This window comes from Bacillus inaquosorum KCTC 13429 (assembly GCF_000332645.1).
Classification (GTDB): domain Bacteria; phylum Bacillota; class Bacilli; order Bacillales; family Bacillaceae; genus Bacillus; species Bacillus inaquosorum.
In genome coordinates this window covers 82,678-100,033 of sequence record NZ_AMXN01000002.1, presented here as the reverse complement: position 1 = coordinate 100,033, position 17,356 = coordinate 82,678, and the positions used below count along the sequence as shown (strand labels likewise).

Here is a 17,356-nt window from a genome sequence, read left to right as displayed (position 1 = left end):
ATAGGAGTGCGATTGAATGTTAAATATTAAAGAAATCCACGAGCTGATTAAAGCAATTGACGAGTCTACAATTGACGAATTCGTATATGAAAATGAAGGTGTATCCTTAAAACTGAAAAAACATGAAGCAGGCACTGTTCAAGTGATGCAGCAGGCGCCGGCAGCACCTGTACAAGCTCAGGCTCCGCAGGCAGTTCAGCCGCAAGCGCAGCAAGCAGCGCCGGCACCTGCCCAAGAAGCACCGAAGCAAGATGAAAATCTGCATAAAATCACTTCGCCAATGGTAGGAACGTTTTATGCATCTTCATCACCGGAAGCGGGCCCTTATGTAACGGCTGGTTCAAAAGTAAATGAAAACACAGTTGTCTGCATTGTAGAAGCAATGAAGCTATTCAACGAAATCGAAGCGGAAGTAAAAGGTGAAATCGTTGAAGTATTAGTAGAAAACGGCCAGCTGGTCGAATACGGACAACCTCTATTTCTTGTAAAAGCAGAGTAAGGAGACTTAACATGATTAAAAAGCTATTGATCGCCAACCGAGGAGAAATTGCTGTCAGAATCATCAGAGCCTGCAAAGAGCTCGGAATTGAGACTGTCGCTGTTTATTCAGAAGCTGATAAAGATGCCCTTCATGTTCAAATGGCCGATGAAGCTTTTTGTATCGGACCGAAAGCATCAAAAGACAGCTACTTAAACGTTACAAATATAGTAAGTGTTGCAAAGCTGACAGGCACAGACGCTATTCATCCGGGATATGGATTTTTAGCTGAAAATGCTGATTTCGCGGAATTATGTGAAGAAGTTAACGTCACGTTTGTCGGCCCGAGCGCTGACGCCATTTCAAAAATGGGAACAAAGGATGTTGCGCGGGAAACGATGAAACAGGCCGGCGTACCGATCGTACCGGGTTCACAAGGAATTATAGAAAATGTGGAAGAAGCGGTTTCGCTTGCTAATGAAATTGGGTATCCTGTAATTATAAAAGCCACCGCAGGCGGAGGCGGAAAAGGAATCAGGGTTGCCCGCACCGAAGAGGAATTGGTCAAAGGCATTAAGATTACACAGCAGGAAGCTGCAACAGCATTCGGAAATCCAGGTGTTTACATCGAAAAATACATAGAAGATTTTCGTCATGTTGAGATCCAAGTGCTTGCCGATAACTACGGAAATACGATCCATTTGGGCGAACGCGACTGCTCGATTCAAAGACGCCTGCAAAAGCTTTTGGAAGAAACGCCGTCTCCGGCGCTTGATTCAGAAATCAGGGAGCAGATGGGAGATGCAGCGGTTAAGGCTGCAACAGCAGTTGGCTATACAGGCGCGGGAACTGTTGAATTTATTTATGACTACAAAGAACAGCGCTACTACTTCATGGAAATGAATACGAGAATCCAGGTAGAGCACCCAGTCACAGAAATGGTAACGGGAACCGACCTGATTAAGGAACAGATCAAAGTTGCATCAGGAATGGAACTGAGCCTCAAGCAGGAAGATGTCGAATTTGAAGGCTGGGCTATCGAATGCCGAATCAACGCAGAAAACCCAAGTAAAAATTTCATGCCGTCACCTGGTGAAATTAAAATGTACCTGCCTCCTGGCGGTCTTGGTGTCCGTGTAGATTCAGCTGCGTATCCGGGCTATTCCATCCCTCCGTACTATGACAGCATGATTGCAAAAGTGATCACATATGGAAAAACGAGAGATGAAGCGATTGCCCGAATGAAGCGCGCATTGAGCGAATTCGTGATCGAAGGCATTGAGACAACAATCCCGTTCCACTTAAAACTGCTTGAACACGAAACATTTGTTAGCGGAGAGTTTAATACGAAATTTTTAGAAACATATGATGTAATGGGCTCATAATTTTTACGGAGGTGAATTGAATGAAAGACAACAGCTTGCTTAAAATGGATCAAGAAGATACGCATTTAGGTAAGGTTGAGATTGCACCGGAAGTCATTGAGGTCATTGCCGGCATAGCAGCTTCAGAAGTTGACGGTGTTGCCGAAATGCGCGGAAACTTTGCGACAGGCGTCGTCGAGCGCTTCGGTAAAGTGAATCATGGCAAAGGTGTCAAAGTCGACCTGGCGGATGACGGAATTACGATCGATGTATACTGCGTTGTTACATTCGGCGTTTCGATTCCGAAAGTTGCAGCGTCCGTTCAGGAAAACATTCGTCAAACCTTATTAAATATGACGTCTCTTTCGATTAACGAGATCAATATTCACATCGTCGGCATTCAATTTGACACAAAAGCCCAAGAAGTCCAAATCGACGAAGAAATGTAAATGGCTTAACAAAAAACCAAGGGGAGGGCGGCCCTTTGGTTTTTTTACACGTTACCCTTTATTTCAAAGCATGAAGAAAGCCGGCTCAAGGCAGCCGAGTTTCTTCATGAACGTGAAATCCGAATGATCATATCAAGGTGTGTGAAAATATTCGGTAATAGGGTAAAAAACCTTGATTTCAATATGCGGATACGAAAAAAATATGTTATGATCTCTTTGTGGCTTAACGACAAGCGGATAAAGAGGATCAAAGGAGAAAGAAAATGAAAAGAAGAACAGCAAGAGAAAAAGCTTTGCAGGCACTATTTCAAATTGATGTCAGCGATATCGCAGTAAATGAAGCCATTGAACACGCATTGGATGAAGAAAAAACAGATCCTTTCTTTGAACAGCTTGTACACGGGGTATTGGAACACCAAGTCCAGCTGGATGAAATGATTTCCAAGCATCTGGTGAATTGGAAGCTCGATCGGATTGCCAATGTTGACCGCGCGATTTTGCGTCTGGCAGCATACGAAATGGCATATGTCGAAGACATTCCGGTGAATGTCTCCATGAACGAAGCGATTGAGCTGGCAAAACGGTTTGGTGATGACAAAGCGACAAAGTTTGTAAACGGGGTTCTTTCTAACATTAAATCTGATATTGAACAATCATAGGAGGAAAGAAAATGACTGCAACAATCATCGACGGAAAAGAAACGGCTAGAGAAAAACGCGAACAATTGGCAAAAGAGGTAGAAGAGCTTAAAAAGCAAGGCGTCACTCCTGGACTGGCGGTTATTTTGATTGGAGATGATCCTGCTTCTCACTCTTACGTGCGAGGAAAGAAAAAAGCGGCTGAAACAATGGGAATGAATTTCAAGCTCGATCAATTTGACAGCAGCCTCACAGAAGCTGAACTGCTATCCATAATCGATCAATACAATCAAGACCCTGAGTTTCACGGCATTCTCGTTCAGCTCCCGCTTCCAGACCATATTTCTGAAAAAGCGGTGATCGAACGTATCTCTCCTGATAAAGATGTAGACGGTTTTCATCCATTAAACGTAGGGAAAATGCTCCTTGGCGAAGATACGTTTCTTCCTTGTACGCCTCATGGAATTGTTGAGCTTTTGAAGAAAACCAATATCGACCTTTCCGGTAAAGAGGTTGTTGTAGTCGGCCGAAGCAATATTGTCGGCAAACCTGTCGGCCAGCTTTTATTAAATGAAAACGCGACGGTTACTTACTGTCATTCAAGAACGGAAAATATTACCGAACATACGAAAAAAGCGGACATCTTGGTGGTGGCAGTCGGCAGAGCTAACTTCATCAGTGCAGACCAGATCAAAGAGGGCGCTGTTGTCATTGACGTCGGCGTTAACCGTCTGGAAAGCGGAAAGCTTTGCGGAGACGTTGAATTTGAAGGGGCAAAAGAAAAAGCGTCCTTCATCACGCCGGTTCCTGGCGGAGTAGGTCCGATGACCATCACGATGCTTGCGCATAATACTGTTAAATCTGCGAAACGTACGTTATCATAGATAATTGGAGATATTCACAGGCGGGACGTTTTGCCCGCTGTGAATATGAGCACGATACCCGCTTCTTCAGGCTCCTAAAGCCAGGGCGGGTTTTCTTTAGTTATGGTGCAGGAATGCTTATGAGAGGAGTTTGAGACATGGGCGAAACAGCGTATGTTACTGTCTCAGCGCTGACAAAGTATATAAAACGAAAATTCGATGTAGATCCTCATCTTGAAAATATTTGGATTAAAGGCGAATTATCGAATGTAAAAATACACACAAGAGGCCACATTTATTTCACATTGAAAGACGAAAATGCCAGAATGCAGTCGGTGATGTTCGCGAGACAGAGCGAGCGTCTGGCTTTTAAACCTGAAAACGGCATGAAGGTGCTGGTCAGAGGCGGAATTTCCGTATATGAACCGAGCGGAAACTACCAATTATATGCCAAAGAAATGCAGCCTGACGGGGTCGGAGCGCTTTATTTAGCGTACGAAGAGCTAAAAAAGAAGCTTGCCGGAGAAGGTTTATTTGATAACCGCTACAAAAAACAAATCCCCGCATTTCCAGCCACAATCGGGGTTGTGACATCTCCAACGGGTGCCGCTGTCAGAGACGTCATTACAACTCTAAAAAGAAGATATCCCCTTGTAAAAGTTATTGTTCTTCCAGCGCTCGTACAAGGCGAAAATGCGAGCAGATCCATCGTTCAGCGCATTGAAGAGGCAAATGAAAAAGAGGTTTGCGACGTATTAATTGTTGGGAGAGGCGGCGGTTCGATTGAAGAACTGTGGGCATTTAATGAAGAAATTGTAGCACGTGCGATCTTCGCTTCTAACATTCCGATTATATCGGCAGTCGGGCATGAGACGGACTTTACGATCAGTGATTTTGTCGCTGATATCAGAGCCGCAACGCCGACAGGAGCAGCTGAGATTGCCGTACCGCATACCACTGATTTAATCGAACGGACAAAAACAGCGGAAGTCAGGATGACAAGAGCGATGCAGCAGCATCTCGGCCAGAAAAAAGAGCGGATTCAAACGCTGCAATCCTCGTATGCCTTTCGTTTTCCAAAGCGTTTGTATGCGCAAAAAGAGCAGCAGTTTGACCTTGCCTATCAACAGTTTCAAGCACAGCTTACCGCTCTTTTAGATCGAAAAAGCAGACAGCTTGAGCGTGAAACGTACAGATTAGAGGCGCTGCATCCTCATGAACAGCTGAAGCAAGCGAGAACACGATACGAGGAACAAACAAATCAGCTGAGAAAAAATATGAATATCCAAATGAAGCAGCTGCATTCCCAATTTCAAACTGTTCTTGGCAAGCTGAATGCGTTAAGTCCTCTTCAAGTGATGGAAAGAGGATACAGCTTGGCTTATAAAGAAGACGAACTCATTAAAAGTGTCAGTCAGATAGAAGAGAAGGACCAGGTTGAGGTCAAGCTGAAGGATGGCGTGCTGACCTGTGAAGTATTAGAAAAGAGAGGGGAAGAAAAATGACAGACGTGAAAAAAAATGAAAACATGACATTTGAAGAAGCGATGAAAGGGCTTGAAAGCATTGTGTCAAAGCTTGAAGAGGGCGATGTGCCTTTAGAGCAAGCGATTAACTATTTCCAAGAAGGCATGGCTCTTTCAAAAATGTGCCACGAAAAGCTGCAAAAAGTCGAAAAACAAATGGATTTCATTTTAAAAGAAGACGGCGAACTGGCACCTTTTAGTGTTCAGGAGGAAGACGAAGGTGACAAATAAATTAACGAGCTTTCTGGCGGAGCGGAAAAAAACGATTGAAAATCAGCTTTCTGTCTATACAGAGAAGCTTGATATGCCGGACTCATTAAAAAAGTCTATGCTGTATTCCCTTGAGGCTGGCGGAAAGCGGCTGCGTCCTCTCATTGTACTGGCTGTATTAAACGCCTATGGGAAAAGTGAAAAGGACGGCATTCCAGTTGGGTGTGCTGTCGAAATGATTCACACATATTCGTTAATTCATGATGACCTTCCTTGTATGGATGATGACGATTTGCGCCGCGGGAAGCCGACAAACCATAAAGTATTCGGTGAAGCGACAGCAGTATTAGCCGGTGACGGGCTCCTTACGGAAAGCTTTAAGCTGATCACCTCCCACGTGTCAGACGAGGTGTCAGCAGAAAAGCGGCTTCGGCTTGTGAATGAACTGATTTCAGCGGCAGGCACTGAAGGCATGGTCGGGGGGCAAGTAGCTGATATGGAAGCGGAAAACCGCCAAGTCACGCTTGAAGAGCTCGAATCCATTCATGAACGGAAAACAGCCAAGCTCCTCGGTTTTTGCGTCATTGCCGGTGCTATTTTGGCGGATGCGCCTGAGGAAGACATTGAAACGCTGCGTACCTTCAGCAGTCACATTGGAATCGGTTTTCAAATCAGAGACGATATTTTAGATTTAGAAGGCAGTGAAGAGAAAATCGGCAAACGTGTCGGCTCGGATACAACAAACGACAAATCGACTTACCCGTCACTTCTTTCACTGGAAGGGGCCAAACATAAATTGGATGTTCACATCAATGAGGCGAAGCGTTTAATCGGCGGACTCTCTCTTCAAAAAGATCTTTTATTTGAGCTTTGTGATTTAATTGCGGCAAGAGATCACTGAAACGATCCTAATTTGAAGCGGCTGCACGAGATATGGTAAAATGTAAGCAGTTTATATGAAAAATGAAAAGGAAAAGCGTGTTTGTCTTTTTTTATGTCTGAGAACTGGCCATTGTCCAGCTCGGCTTGTAGAAGACATGTATCATTGCAGAAATTCATGCTGAAAGTGAGTTGATCCGCTTTGGATCTTTTATCAATACAGGACCCGTCGTTTTTAAAAAACATGTCCATTGATGAATTAGAGAAATTAAGTGATGAAATCCGTCAATTTTTAATTACAACTTTATCTGCTTCCGGCGGCCACATCGGCCCAAACTTAGGTGTCGTAGAGCTTACTGTTGCGCTGCATAAGGAATTTAACAGCCCGAAAGACAAATTTTTGTGGGATGTAGGCCACCAGTCTTACGTCCACAAGCTGCTGACAGGACGCGGAAAAGAATTTTCGACGCTTCGCCAGTACAAAGGGCTTTGCGGATTCCCAAAGCGGAGTGAAAGCGAGCATGATGTTTGGGAAACCGGGCACAGCTCAACTTCTCTGTCAGGTGCGATGGGGATGGCTGCTGCGCGTGATATTAAAGGTACGGATGAATTTATTATTCCGATCATTGGTGATGGCGCGCTGACTGGCGGAATGGCGCTCGAAGCGCTGAACCACATCGGCGACGAGAAAAAAGATATGATTGTCATCCTGAATGATAATGAAATGAGTATTGCACCGAATGTCGGCGCCATTCATTCTATGCTCGGACGACTGCGCACTGCAGGGAAATACCAGTGGGTAAAAGACGAGCTCGAATACTTGTTTAAAAAGATTCCGGCAGTCGGGGGCAAACTTGCCGCCACGGCGGAACGAGTCAAAGACAGCCTGAAATACATGCTCGTCTCGGGAATGTTTTTTGAAGAGCTTGGTTTTACGTATTTAGGCCCGGTGGACGGACATTCTTATCATGAGCTGATTGAGAATCTTCAATACGCCAAAAAAACGAAAGGCCCTGTTCTCCTGCATGTCATTACGAAAAAAGGGAAGGGGTACAAACCGGCTGAAACCGATACGGTTGGAACATGGCATGGTACCGGACCATATAAAATTAATACCGGTGACTTTGTAAAACCGAAAGCCGCAGCTCCTTCATGGAGCGGCCTAGTCAGCAGCACTGTGCAGCGAATGGCGCGCGAGGACGGACGCATTGTAGCCATTACGCCGGCTATGCCTGTCGGCTCTAAGCTTGAAGGCTTTGCAAAGGAATTCCCTGACCGCATGTTCGACGTAGGAATCGCAGAACAGCATGCCGCTACGATGGCAGCAGCTATGGCAATGCAGGGGATGAAGCCGTTTTTGGCGATTTATTCAACCTTCCTGCAAAGGGCATATGACCAAGTTGTTCATGACATCTGCCGTCAAAACGCCAATGTGTTTATTGGCATTGACCGTGCAGGGCTCGTCGGCGCTGACGGAGAGACACATCAAGGCGTGTTTGATATTGCGTTTATGCGTCACATTCCAAACATCGTCTTAATGATGCCAAAAGATGAAAATGAAGGACAGCACATGGTTCATACAGCACTCAGCTATAATGAAGGCCCGATTGCGATGCGTTTTCCGCGCGGAAACGGACTCGGCGTAAAAATGGATGAACAGCTGAAAACGATTCCGATCGGCACGTGGGAGGTGCTGCGTCCAGGGAACGACGCTGTCATCTTAACGTTTGGAACAACAATCGAAATGGCGCTTGAAGCAGCTGAAGAGCTGCAAAAAGAAGGCCTTTCCGTGCGCGTTGTGAATGCGCGCTTTATTAAGCCGATTGATGAAAAGATGATGAAGGATATCCTAAAAGAAGGCTTGCCGATTTTAACGATTGAAGAAGCGGTCTTAGAAGGCGGTTTCGGAAGCTCGATTTTAGAATTCGCTCATGATCAAGGTGAATATCTTACACCAATTGACAGAATGGGTATCCCGGATCGTTTTATTGAACACGGAAGCGTAACGGCGCTTCTTGAAGAAATTGGACTAACAAAACAGCAGGCGGCAGACCGGATTAGATTACTGATGCCGCCGAAGACACATAAAGGAATTGGATCATGACGTCAAAGAAAGAACGTTTAGATGTATTACTAGTGGAAAGAGGGCTGGCGGAAACGCGGGAAAAAGCCAAGAGAGCTATTATGGCGGGGATCGTCTATTCAAACGAAAACCGCTTGGACAAGCCCGGGGAAAAAATTGACCGTGACTTACCGTTAACCGTCAAAGGAAACCCGCTAAAATATGTGAGCAGAGGCGGCTTAAAGCTTGAAAAAGCGCTGAAGGAGTTTCCCGTCTCTGTTAAGGATAAAATCATGATTGATATTGGCTCCTCCACCGGCGGTTTTACGGACTGCGCTCTGCAAAACGGAGCTAAACAGTCATACGCGGTGGATGTAGGCTACAATCAGCTTGCGTGGAAGCTCAGACAAGATGAACGGGTCGTCGTAATGGAACGGACCAACTTCCGTTACGCAACACCGGCAGACTTTACAAAGGGCATGCCGGAGTTTGCTACGATTGATGTATCCTTTATTTCACTGCGGCTTATCCTGCCTGTTCTCAAAACATTGCTTGTACCGGGCAGTGACTGCATGGCTCTTGTTAAGCCGCAGTTTGAAGCGGGACGGGAATCCGTCGGCAAAAAAGGGATTGTCAGAGATCCTAAAGTGCATGCTGATGTTCTCAAGCGAATGATCAGTTTTTCTGCGGCTGAAGGCTATATCTGCCAAGGCCTGTCATTTTCTCCTATCACGGGAGGAGACGGAAATATTGAATTTCTCCTTCATTTGCATTGGCCGGGAGAGGGACAGGAAGGACAGGAGCTGCCGGAAGAAGAGATCACCCGCATTGTAGAAGAGGCACATAAGACGTTAAAAGAAAAAAAAGCAGATGTACCGGAATAATAGGGCGACTATTATTCCTTTTTTCTGCATTCATGTACAATTTGCAGAGAATCATATAACATAAAAGAACAGATAAGCTGGAAATAGAGGTGCTTACATGAACAAAGGCCAGAGGCATATTAAAATCAGAGAGATCATTACAAGCAATGAAATCGAAACGCAAGATGAATTGGTCGACATGCTGAAGCAGGATGGATACAAAGTAACGCAAGCCACGGTTTCACGGGATATTAAAGAACTTCACCTTGTAAAAGTCCCTACGAATAACGGCTCTTACAAATACAGTCTTCCGGCAGACCAGCGTTTCAATCCGCTGTCCAAGCTGAAGCGGGCACTGATGGACGCATTTGTGAAAGTAGACTCTGCAAGCCATATGATTGTGCTGAAAACGATGCCGGGCAATGCCCAGGCAATCGGGGCGCTGATGGACAATTTGGACTGGGATGAAATTATGGGGACCATTTGCGGAGATGACACGATTTTAATTATTTGCCGGACTCCTGAAGATACAGACGGCGTAAAAAACAGACTGCTTGAGCTGCTGTAACAGAAATCTAACAAAGATAAGAGGTGTAATGCTGTTTGTTAGCTGAACTATCGATTAAAAACTTTGCCATTATTGAGGAACTGACGGTTTCTTTTGAACGCGGGCTCACGGTTTTAACAGGAGAAACCGGAGCCGGCAAATCCATCATCATAGATGCCATTTCTCTTTTAGTCGGAGGCCGAGGATCATCTGAATTTGTCAGATATGGAGAAGCAAAAGCCGAGCTTGAAGGGCTGTTTCTGTTGGAGAGCGGCCATCCCGTTTTTGATATATGCGCTGAGCAGGGAATCGACGTTTCAGACGAAATGATCGTTATGAGAAGGGATATCAGCACGAGTGGAAAAAGCGTTTGCCGGGTTAATGGCAAGCTTGTCACGATTGCCTCGTTAAGAGAGATCGGCAGGCTTTTATTAGATATTCACGGGCAGCACGATAACCAGCTGTTAATGGAGGACGAAAATCATCTCCAGCTTTTGGACAAGTTTGCCGGAGCCGAAGTGGAAAGTGCGCTCCAAGCATATCAGGAAGGATACCAGCGTTACATGAAGCTGCTTAAAAAGCTAAAACAGCTTTCTGAAAGCGAACAGGAAATGGCCCACCGCCTTGATCTCATTCAATTTCAGCTCGAAGAAATCGAATCGGCAAAGCTTGAGCTTAATGAGGATGAACAGCTCCAAGAAGAACGCCAGCAAATTTCAAACTTTGAGAAGATATATGAATCGCTGCAAAATGCGTATAACGCGCTTCGCAGTGAGCAAGGCGGACTGGACTGGGTCGGAATGGCATCAGCGCAACTTGAAGATATATCCGATATTAATGAACCGCTGAAAAAACTGTCTGAAAGTGTTTCGAACTCCTACTATCTTCTGGAGGACGCTACATTTCAGATGAGAAATATGCTGGACGAGCTTGAGTATGATCCGGAACGCCTGAATTATATTGAAACACGTCTTAATGAAATCAAACAGCTGAAACGAAAATATGGTGCATCTGTTGAGGACATTTTAGAATACGCTTCTAAAATTGAAGAAGAGATTGACCAAATTGAAAACAGGGACAGTCACCTTCAAAGCTTGAAGAAGGAGCTTGACTCAGTCGGCAAAGATGTCGCAGTGGAAGCGGCAAATGTTTCACAAATCAGGAAAGCATGGGCGAAAAAGCTGGCCGATGAGATTCATCGGGAATTAAAAAGCCTGTACATGGAAAAGTCAACGTTTGATACGGAATTTAAGGTCAGAACAGCGTCCCGCAATGAGGAGGCGCCGATTGTAAACGGCCAGCCTGTTCAGCTGACTGAACAAGGGATAGATCTGGTGAAGTTTTTAATTTCAACCAATACAGGTGAACCGCTAAAATCTCTTTCGAAAGTCGCTTCCGGGGGAGAGTTGTCTCGGGTAATGCTTGCCATAAAAAGCATTTTTTCCTCTCAGCAGGATGTGACGTCGATTATATTCGATGAGGTCGATACCGGTGTAAGCGGCAGAGTCGCCCAGGCAATCGCTGAGAAGATCCATAAAGTGTCAATAGGATCACAAGTGCTGTGTATTACACACTTGCCTCAGGTGGCTGCCATGGCCGATATGCACCTTTATATTGCGAAGGAGTTAAAAGACGGCAGAACGACGACACATGTCAAGCCGCTGTCTAAGCAGGAAAAGGTAGTGGAAATCGGGCGCATGATTGCAGGAGTCGAAGTAACAGACTTGACGAAACGCCATGCGAAAGAACTTTTAAAACAAGCGGATCAAGTCAAAACAACTGGGTAAGCTGCGCGAGAAGCGCAGCTTATTTTTTTTCGCACACATCCATTCGTTCATCAGTATATCCAATGTTTTTCTTTATATGACAGTTATAAATAAGGCGTCAGAAGGCAAAATTAAATGATGTAGCAGCAAGTCATAAAGAAGGTGTGGGATAGGAGCGAGGAGAGTGAAGTAGTGAATGCCCGATAACATCAGAAAAGCAGTAGGTTTAATTCTCCTTGTTTCGTTATTAAGTGTAGGTTTATGCAAACCGCTAAAAGAGTATTTACTGATTCCAACGCAAATGAGAGTATTTGAAACCCAAACACAAGCGATTGAAACGAGCTTATCGGTAAACGCTCATGCACAAGAATCGTCAGAAGCGTTTACAGTAAAAAAAGACCCGCATGAAATCAAGGTGACAGGCAAAAAATCAGGTGAATCAGAATTAGTATACGATCTTGCCGGATTTCCAATCAAAAAAACAAAAGTGCAAGTTCTTCCTGATTTAAAAGTCATACCTGGCGGACAATCAATCGGTGTTAAACTTCATTCCGTCGGTGTTCTTGTCGTCGGGTTTCATCAAATCAACACAAGTGAAGGCAAAAAATCTCCGGGAGAAACGGCCGGTATTGAAGCGGGCGACATCATTATTGAGATGAATGGACAGAAAATTGAAAAAATGAATGATGTAGCCCCATTTATCCAGAAGGCAGGTAAAACCGGAGAATCGTTAGATTTGCTGATTAAACGTGATAAGCAAAAAATCAAAACAAAGCTCATTCCAGAAAAAGATGAAGCAGAAGGCAAGTACAGAATCGGATTATATATCAGGGATTCGGCTGCTGGCATCGGCACCATGACCTTTTATGAACCGAAAACAAAAAAATACGGAGCACTTGGCCACGTGATTTCCGATATGGACACAAAGAAACCAATCGTAGTGGAGAATGGAGAAATCGTCAAATCCACTGTAACATCAATTGAAAAAGGGACAGGCGGAAATCCGGGAGAAAAACTGGCGCGATTTTCCTCAGAACGCAAAACGATCGGGGATATTAACAGAAACAGCCCATTTGGGATTTTCGGCACACTGCATCAGCCAATTCAAAACAACATTTCAGATCAAGCATTGCCGGTTGCGTTTTCTAATGAAGTCAAAAAAGGGCCGGCTGAAATTTTAACGGTCATTGATGATGACAAGGTAGAAAAATTTGATATTGAAATCGTCAGCACGACGCCGCAAAAATTCCCGGCGACAAAAGGAATGGTCTTAAAAATAACCGATCCGAGGCTGTTGAAAGAAACAGGGGGCATCGTACAGGGGATGAGCGGAAGCCCGATCATTCAAAATGGAAAAGTGATCGGCGCTGTCACCCATGTGTTTGTAAATGATCCGACAAGCGGATACGGCGTTCATATTGAATGGATGCTGTCAGAAGCAGGAATCGATATTTATGGAAAAGAAAAAGCAAGCTGACTGCCGGAATTTCCGGCAGTTTTTTTGTTTTTATTCCTCTTCACTTCTCAGAATACATACGGTAAAATGTACAAAAGAAGATTTTTCGACAAATTCACGTTTCCTTGTTTGTCAAATTTCATTTTTAGTCGAAAAACGGAGAAAAACATAGAATAACAAAGATATGCCACTAATATTGGTGATTATGATTTTTTTAGAGGGTATATAGCGGTTTTGTCGAATGTAAACATGTAGCAAGGGTGAATCCTGTTAACTACATTTGGGGAGGAAGAAACGTGGAGAAAATTAAAGTTTGTGTTGCTGATGATAATCGAGAGCTGGTAAGCCTGTTGAGTGAATATATAGAAGGACAGGAAGACATGGAAGTGATCGGTGTAGCTTATAACGGACAGGAATGCCTGTCGTTGTTTAAAGAAAAAGATCCCGATGTGCTCGTATTGGATATTATTATGCCGCATTTGGACGGACTTGCGGTTTTAGAGCGGCTGAGGGAATCAGATCTGAAAAAACAGCCGAATGTCATTATGCTGACAGCCTTTGGACAGGAAGATGTCACGAAAAAGGCCGTCGATTTAGGCGCGTCCTACTTTATTCTCAAACCGTTTGATATGGAAAACCTTGTCGGACATATCCGTCAGGTCAGCGGAAATGCCAGCAGCGTGACGCACCGTGCGCCATCATCGCAAAGCAGCATTATACGCAGCAGCCAGCCTGAACCAAAAAAGAAAAATCTCGACGCGAGCATCACAAGCATTATCCATGAAATCGGCGTCCCGGCGCATATTAAAGGCTATCTCTATCTGCGCGAAGCAATCTCAATGGTATACAATGACATCGAATTGCTCGGCAGCATTACAAAAGTCCTCTATCCGGACATCGCCAAAAAATTCAACACAACCGCAAGCCGTGTAGAAAGAGCGATCCGCCATGCAATTGAAGTGGCGTGGAGCAGAGGAAACATTGACTCCATTTCCTCATTGTTCGGCTATACAGTCAGCATGACAAAAGCTAAACCGACAAATTCAGAGTTCATTGCAATGGTTGCGGATAAGCTGAGATTAGAGCATAAGGCTTCTTAAGCATGAGTATATTAAGCGATGATTAAATCAAACGTCTTTTATTTATTAGTTCGCGCTGATAAATAGGAGGCGTTTTGTTTTAGGGACATTTATTATAATGGATGATGATAGGAAGCACATTTTCCGGAGGGAGTGATAATGTGTTTGAAAAGTACGGACTGCTGATTGCGTTATTTATTCTTGCGCTTTGCGTCAATTCGAACATCATTACAGAATCACACATGGCAGGCACCCTGATCGACTTCATCTCATTTACAGTCATGGTTTCATGTGTTTTCGCTGCTTGGATTATCAAAAACAAACAATCAGGATCAAATTGAAACCTTTCCCCTGCAAACTCGTAAGATAAGGACGTATTCATGAACAAAGAAGACGTACGAATGAAAAAGAAAAAAGCCGGAAAACGTGACGGATTGCTGTTGGATTTGCTTTCTGAAGCGGCAGACCTATTGCTGTTCCTGCCATTTAGGTTTTTACACAAACTGTTTGATTAGAGAAAAAGCCCCTTATACAAGGGGCTTTTTTAAAAATATCGTTTCGGCAGTCTCCACACATTAATCTTTATAAGGCACCCAGCCAGGCGTGTTCACAATTGCTTGCCATAGCGGTTCAGGCAAGTGATATTTTTCTTTATCTGTGCCTTTGATCACTGTTTCGATTTGTTTTTCCCGGCCTTCTTTTACTTTCACCGTCCAGTCGGGGTCAACTAGAATTTCGCGTCCCATCGCGACTAGCGGAATACCGTTTTCGATTACAGCCAGCGCGTCATCTGCGGAATGAATGGAACCGACGGCGATAAGTGGCACTTTGTTTCCGACACGTTCATTCAACAAGTCCATGCGTGTGCGAGTCGGATCTGCACCGCGGCGCGCTTTTGAGCTCACGTCCATCAGTGAGATATGAAGGTAATCCAATTCTTTATCCCCTAAAGCGTCAACAAGCGTAAAGGTTTCAGTCATTGTCAATCCTGGTGTTTCAGGTTCTTCCGGAGACAGGCGGTAGCCGACTAAGAACGCACCCTTCGCATGTTCTGCAGCGGCTTTTTTCACTTCATCGACAATAGCAAGCGGGAAGGCTAATCGTTTTTCGTCGCTACCTCCCCAGCGGTCTGTGCGCTGATTGGTTTTCGGAGAATAAAACTGCTGAATCAAGTAGCCGTTTGCGCCGTGAATTTCGACACCGTCAAAGCCGGCTTCAATGGCGCGTCTTGTCGCTTCTCCAAATGCCTTCACAATGTTATCTACTTCTTCCTCTGTTAAGGCGCGGGCAATTTGCTTGCCGTTATCAAACATGTCACTTGGCCCTACAACATCTTGTTGCGGAACGAGCTCAGACGGACATTCAATGCCGCCGTGATGAATTTGTACAACGGCTTTAGCGTCTTGCGCCTGAATGGCTTGCGCTAATTTTTTTAAACCTGGAATGTTGGCATCATCATGGATGGCCGGCTGCCCGGGAAATGCTTTTCCATCCGGTGTGACATTTGCGCAGGCTGTAATCACCATTCCCATTTCTTTTGAACGGGGGATGATGTAATCAAGCTCTGCTTGAGATATCGTACCGTCATCATTAGAAGCGTAATGAGTCATTGGTGCTACTGTGATCCGGTTGTCAATTGTAACGCCGCTTTTAAACGTAAATGGTTCAAACAGCGGTTTATATTTAGGGTTCATTTAATCATCTTCTTTCGTTTGGATTCGCACATATTCTAGCCTATATGTAAAAATTAATGCAATTGATCTGCTTTACCGGCTGAATATCTTGAGTACAGAGTGATGTTTTCTGCGCTCTTTTTCGGGGGCTTTGTAGCCGCCGCTGATTTGGTGGCCGATGGTGCAAGTGATGACTGCTGCAGCGAGCAGCAGAACGAATTTTTTCATGGGTGTAACTTCTTTCTGTAAAGTGAATATCCTTTAAAAGGTTACGCCTGGCTGATTCAGCCGTCAAACGATTTGCTCACCTCATTCCTCACATTTTTTCAAAATGAATAAAAAGTTGCTTCTTTCCGTTAATTTTTTCTAATATGTGCCTCAATTAGAGCCATCCTCATAGACAAATGCGATTGCTTTCTTTCTAACAACAGGAAATGATCAGGTCGGATAGCCCTTTTGAAAATCATGGAACTTCATCGCCTGCTTTCACAACATCTTTACAAATCTGCCATTCTGGTCAAAGATAAAAGCCAAACATCAGGAAGAGGTGATCATGTGAAACAAACGGCTCTTTTGCTGTTTACTGTGCTCCTTCTCTCAGGGTGCAGTATTGCAAGTGCGGATGACTCAGCCCCAAGGTTTACCGAAGAGGGAAAATACATTGGCTCGGCTGATCCTCATACGATCGCGGTTTCCCTTAACGGAGAAGAAACCATGATACAAGTTCCGAAGGATAAACGTGATGAATGTGAATCACTGCCAGATCACACAAATGTCCAGGTGAAATATATAAAAAAGGGTAATGGAACCTTACAACTGGAAGATATTCAGCTGCAGAAGAATTCGTCATAAAAAGACCGGAGGGAGAAAGTTGAGAATGTTATGGAGGAGCTTGGCGCTATGCGGATTGGCTTTGACGCTCGCGCCTTGTGCACAGGCTGCAGAGCCGATAGAAGGGAAAACAGTATACATTGATGCCGGACACGGCGGTGAAGACAGCGGAGCAGTCGGGAACGGGCTCTTTGAAAAGGATATTAATTTAGCAGTTTCCGAGCATGTGACGGACAAGCTAAAAGCGGAGGGAGCCAATCCTGTTGCGTCTAGGTCAGACGATCATTTTCTGACCTTGGAGGACAGAGTGGCAAAGGCAAGTGCCAATCACGCCGATCTTTTTGTCAGCATTCATGTGAATTCCGGGGTTGCTTCAGCTTCAGGAACAGAAACGTATTTTCAATCTGATTATGAAGGGGAAAACAGCCGGCGTCTGGCCGCCGATATTCAATCACAGCTCGTCTCATCCTTACAGACAAGAGACAGAGGCGTGAAGGAATCAGACTTTTACGTCATTACATATTCACAAATGCCGAGTGTGCTGGCGGAGCTTGGATTTATCACAAACAGCTCTGACGCGGACAAGCTCGGAAGCGAAGAATACCAGCAAAAGGCCGCGGATGCGATTGTCAACGGTATTGATTCTTATTACGAACAGTAGATTGATATAGCC

20 protein-coding genes are annotated in these 17,356 nt (G+C 44.7%); 18 read left to right on the top strand and 2 right to left on the bottom strand.

What is annotated here, in order from left to right:
• Positions 1 to 16: 16 nt before the first annotated feature.
• From accB to BSI_RS22950, 16 genes are all read left to right on the top strand, one after another.
• Positions 17 to 499 (top strand): acetyl-CoA carboxylase biotin carboxyl carrier protein, encoded by a 483-nt coding sequence (gene accB, locus BSI_RS16100; protein ID WP_003236898.1) that lies wholly within the window; start codon positions 17 to 19, stop codon positions 497 to 499.
• 11 nt (positions 500 to 510) lie between these two features.
• Entirely contained in the window at positions 511 to 1,863 is a 1,353-nt protein-coding gene (gene accC, locus BSI_RS16105; protein ID WP_003236897.1) for an acetyl-CoA carboxylase biotin carboxylase subunit, read from the top strand.
• A 20-nt stretch (positions 1,864 to 1,883) separates the two neighbouring features.
• On the top strand, positions 1,884 to 2,291 hold the full coding sequence (gene yqhY / locus BSI_RS16110) for a fatty acid biosynthesis protein YqhY (protein WP_003236896.1): 408 nt from the start codon (positions 1,884 to 1,886) through the stop codon (positions 2,289 to 2,291).
• A 263-nt stretch (positions 2,292 to 2,554) separates the two neighbouring features.
• The gene (nusB, locus tag BSI_RS16115) at positions 2,555 to 2,950 is read left to right on the top strand and encodes a transcription antitermination factor NusB (protein ID WP_003236895.1); all 396 of its coding nucleotides are present in this window, start codon (positions 2,555 to 2,557) and stop codon (positions 2,948 to 2,950) included.
• A gap of 11 nt (positions 2,951 to 2,961) precedes the next feature.
• Positions 2,962 to 3,813 carry a bifunctional methylenetetrahydrofolate dehydrogenase/methenyltetrahydrofolate cyclohydrolase FolD gene (gene folD, locus BSI_RS16120; RefSeq protein ID WP_003226403.1) on the top strand — a complete coding sequence of 284 codons (852 nt, stop codon included), beginning with the start codon at positions 2,962 to 2,964 and terminating at the stop codon, positions 3,811 to 3,813.
• 137 nt (positions 3,814 to 3,950) lie between these two features.
• Positions 3,951 to 5,297 carry an exodeoxyribonuclease VII large subunit gene (gene xseA / locus BSI_RS16125; protein ID WP_003236894.1) on the top strand — a complete coding sequence of 449 codons (1,347 nt, stop codon included), beginning with the start codon at positions 3,951 to 3,953 and terminating at the stop codon, positions 5,295 to 5,297.
• The gene (locus BSI_RS16130) at positions 5,294 to 5,548 is read left to right on the top strand and encodes an exodeoxyribonuclease VII small subunit (RefSeq protein ID WP_003226409.1); all 255 of its coding nucleotides are present in this window, start codon (positions 5,294 to 5,296) and stop codon (positions 5,546 to 5,548) included. Before xseA ends, BSI_RS16130 begins: the two co-directional genes overlap by 4 nt.
• The gene (locus BSI_RS16135; protein ID WP_003236893.1) at positions 5,538 to 6,428 is read left to right on the top strand and encodes a polyprenyl synthetase family protein; all 891 of its coding nucleotides are present in this window, start codon (positions 5,538 to 5,540) and stop codon (positions 6,426 to 6,428) included. The genes BSI_RS16130 and BSI_RS16135 overlap by 11 nt, the downstream gene beginning before the upstream one ends.
• A 180-nt stretch (positions 6,429 to 6,608) precedes the next feature.
• A complete protein-coding gene (gene dxs / locus BSI_RS16140) occupies positions 6,609 to 8,510 on the top strand; it encodes a 1-deoxy-D-xylulose-5-phosphate synthase (RefSeq protein ID WP_003236891.1) in 1,902 nt (633 codons plus the stop codon).
• Positions 8,507 to 9,352, top strand: coding sequence for a TlyA family RNA methyltransferase (locus tag BSI_RS16145; RefSeq protein WP_003236890.1), 846 nt, complete (start codon positions 8,507 to 8,509; stop codon positions 9,350 to 9,352). Before dxs ends, BSI_RS16145 begins: the two co-directional genes overlap by 4 nt.
• A 97-nt stretch (positions 9,353 to 9,449) precedes the next feature.
• Entirely contained in the window at positions 9,450 to 9,899 is a 450-nt protein-coding gene (gene argR / locus BSI_RS16150) for an arginine repressor ArgR (RefSeq protein ID WP_003236889.1), read from the top strand.
• Positions 9,900 to 9,934: 35 nt separating this feature from the next.
• Positions 9,935 to 11,665 carry a DNA repair protein RecN gene (gene recN, locus BSI_RS16155; RefSeq protein WP_003236888.1) on the top strand — a complete coding sequence of 577 codons (1,731 nt, stop codon included), beginning with the start codon at positions 9,935 to 9,937 and terminating at the stop codon, positions 11,663 to 11,665.
• A 175-nt stretch (positions 11,666 to 11,840) separates the two neighbouring features.
• Complete coding sequence (spoIVB, locus tag BSI_RS16160; protein WP_003236887.1) at positions 11,841 to 13,121, top strand: SpoIVB peptidase; 1,281 nt, start codon at positions 11,841 to 11,843, stop codon at positions 13,119 to 13,121.
• Between the two features lie 275 nt (positions 13,122 to 13,396).
• Positions 13,397 to 14,200 carry a sporulation transcription factor Spo0A gene (gene spo0A / locus BSI_RS16170; RefSeq protein WP_003226427.1) on the top strand — a complete coding sequence of 268 codons (804 nt, stop codon included), beginning with the start codon at positions 13,397 to 13,399 and terminating at the stop codon, positions 14,198 to 14,200.
• Between the two features lie 140 nt (positions 14,201 to 14,340).
• Positions 14,341 to 14,520, top strand: coding sequence for a hypothetical protein (locus BSI_RS16175; protein WP_003236884.1), 180 nt, complete (start codon positions 14,341 to 14,343; stop codon positions 14,518 to 14,520).
• Positions 14,521 to 14,559: 39 nt separating this feature from the next.
• The gene (locus tag BSI_RS22950; RefSeq protein ID WP_003236881.1) at positions 14,560 to 14,694 is read left to right on the top strand and encodes a hypothetical protein; all 135 of its coding nucleotides are present in this window, start codon (positions 14,560 to 14,562) and stop codon (positions 14,692 to 14,694) included.
• A 60-nt stretch (positions 14,695 to 14,754) separates the two neighbouring features.
• Here BSI_RS22950 and BSI_RS16185 read toward each other — a convergent pair whose 3' ends face one another.
• Entirely contained in the window at positions 14,755 to 15,873 is a 1,119-nt protein-coding gene (locus BSI_RS16185; protein ID WP_003236879.1) for an NADH-dependent flavin oxidoreductase, read from the bottom strand.
• A 72-nt stretch (positions 15,874 to 15,945) separates the two neighbouring features.
• Positions 15,946 to 16,080: a hypothetical protein gene (locus tag BSI_RS22650; RefSeq protein ID WP_003236876.1), complete on the bottom strand. Its 135-nt coding sequence runs from the start codon at positions 16,078 to 16,080 to the stop codon at positions 15,946 to 15,948.
• Between the two features lie 327 nt (positions 16,081 to 16,407).
• Here BSI_RS22650 and yqiH point away from each other — a divergent pair, with 327 nt between their 5' ends.
• Positions 16,408 to 16,704 carry a lipoprotein YqiH gene (yqiH, locus tag BSI_RS16195; RefSeq protein ID WP_003236873.1) on the top strand — a complete coding sequence of 99 codons (297 nt, stop codon included), beginning with the start codon at positions 16,408 to 16,410 and terminating at the stop codon, positions 16,702 to 16,704.
• A 19-nt stretch (positions 16,705 to 16,723) separates the two neighbouring features.
• Positions 16,724 to 17,344, top strand: coding sequence for an N-acetylmuramoyl-L-alanine amidase family protein (locus BSI_RS16200; protein WP_080030792.1), 621 nt, complete (start codon positions 16,724 to 16,726; stop codon positions 17,342 to 17,344).
• Positions 17,345 to 17,356 lie beyond the last annotated feature (12 nt).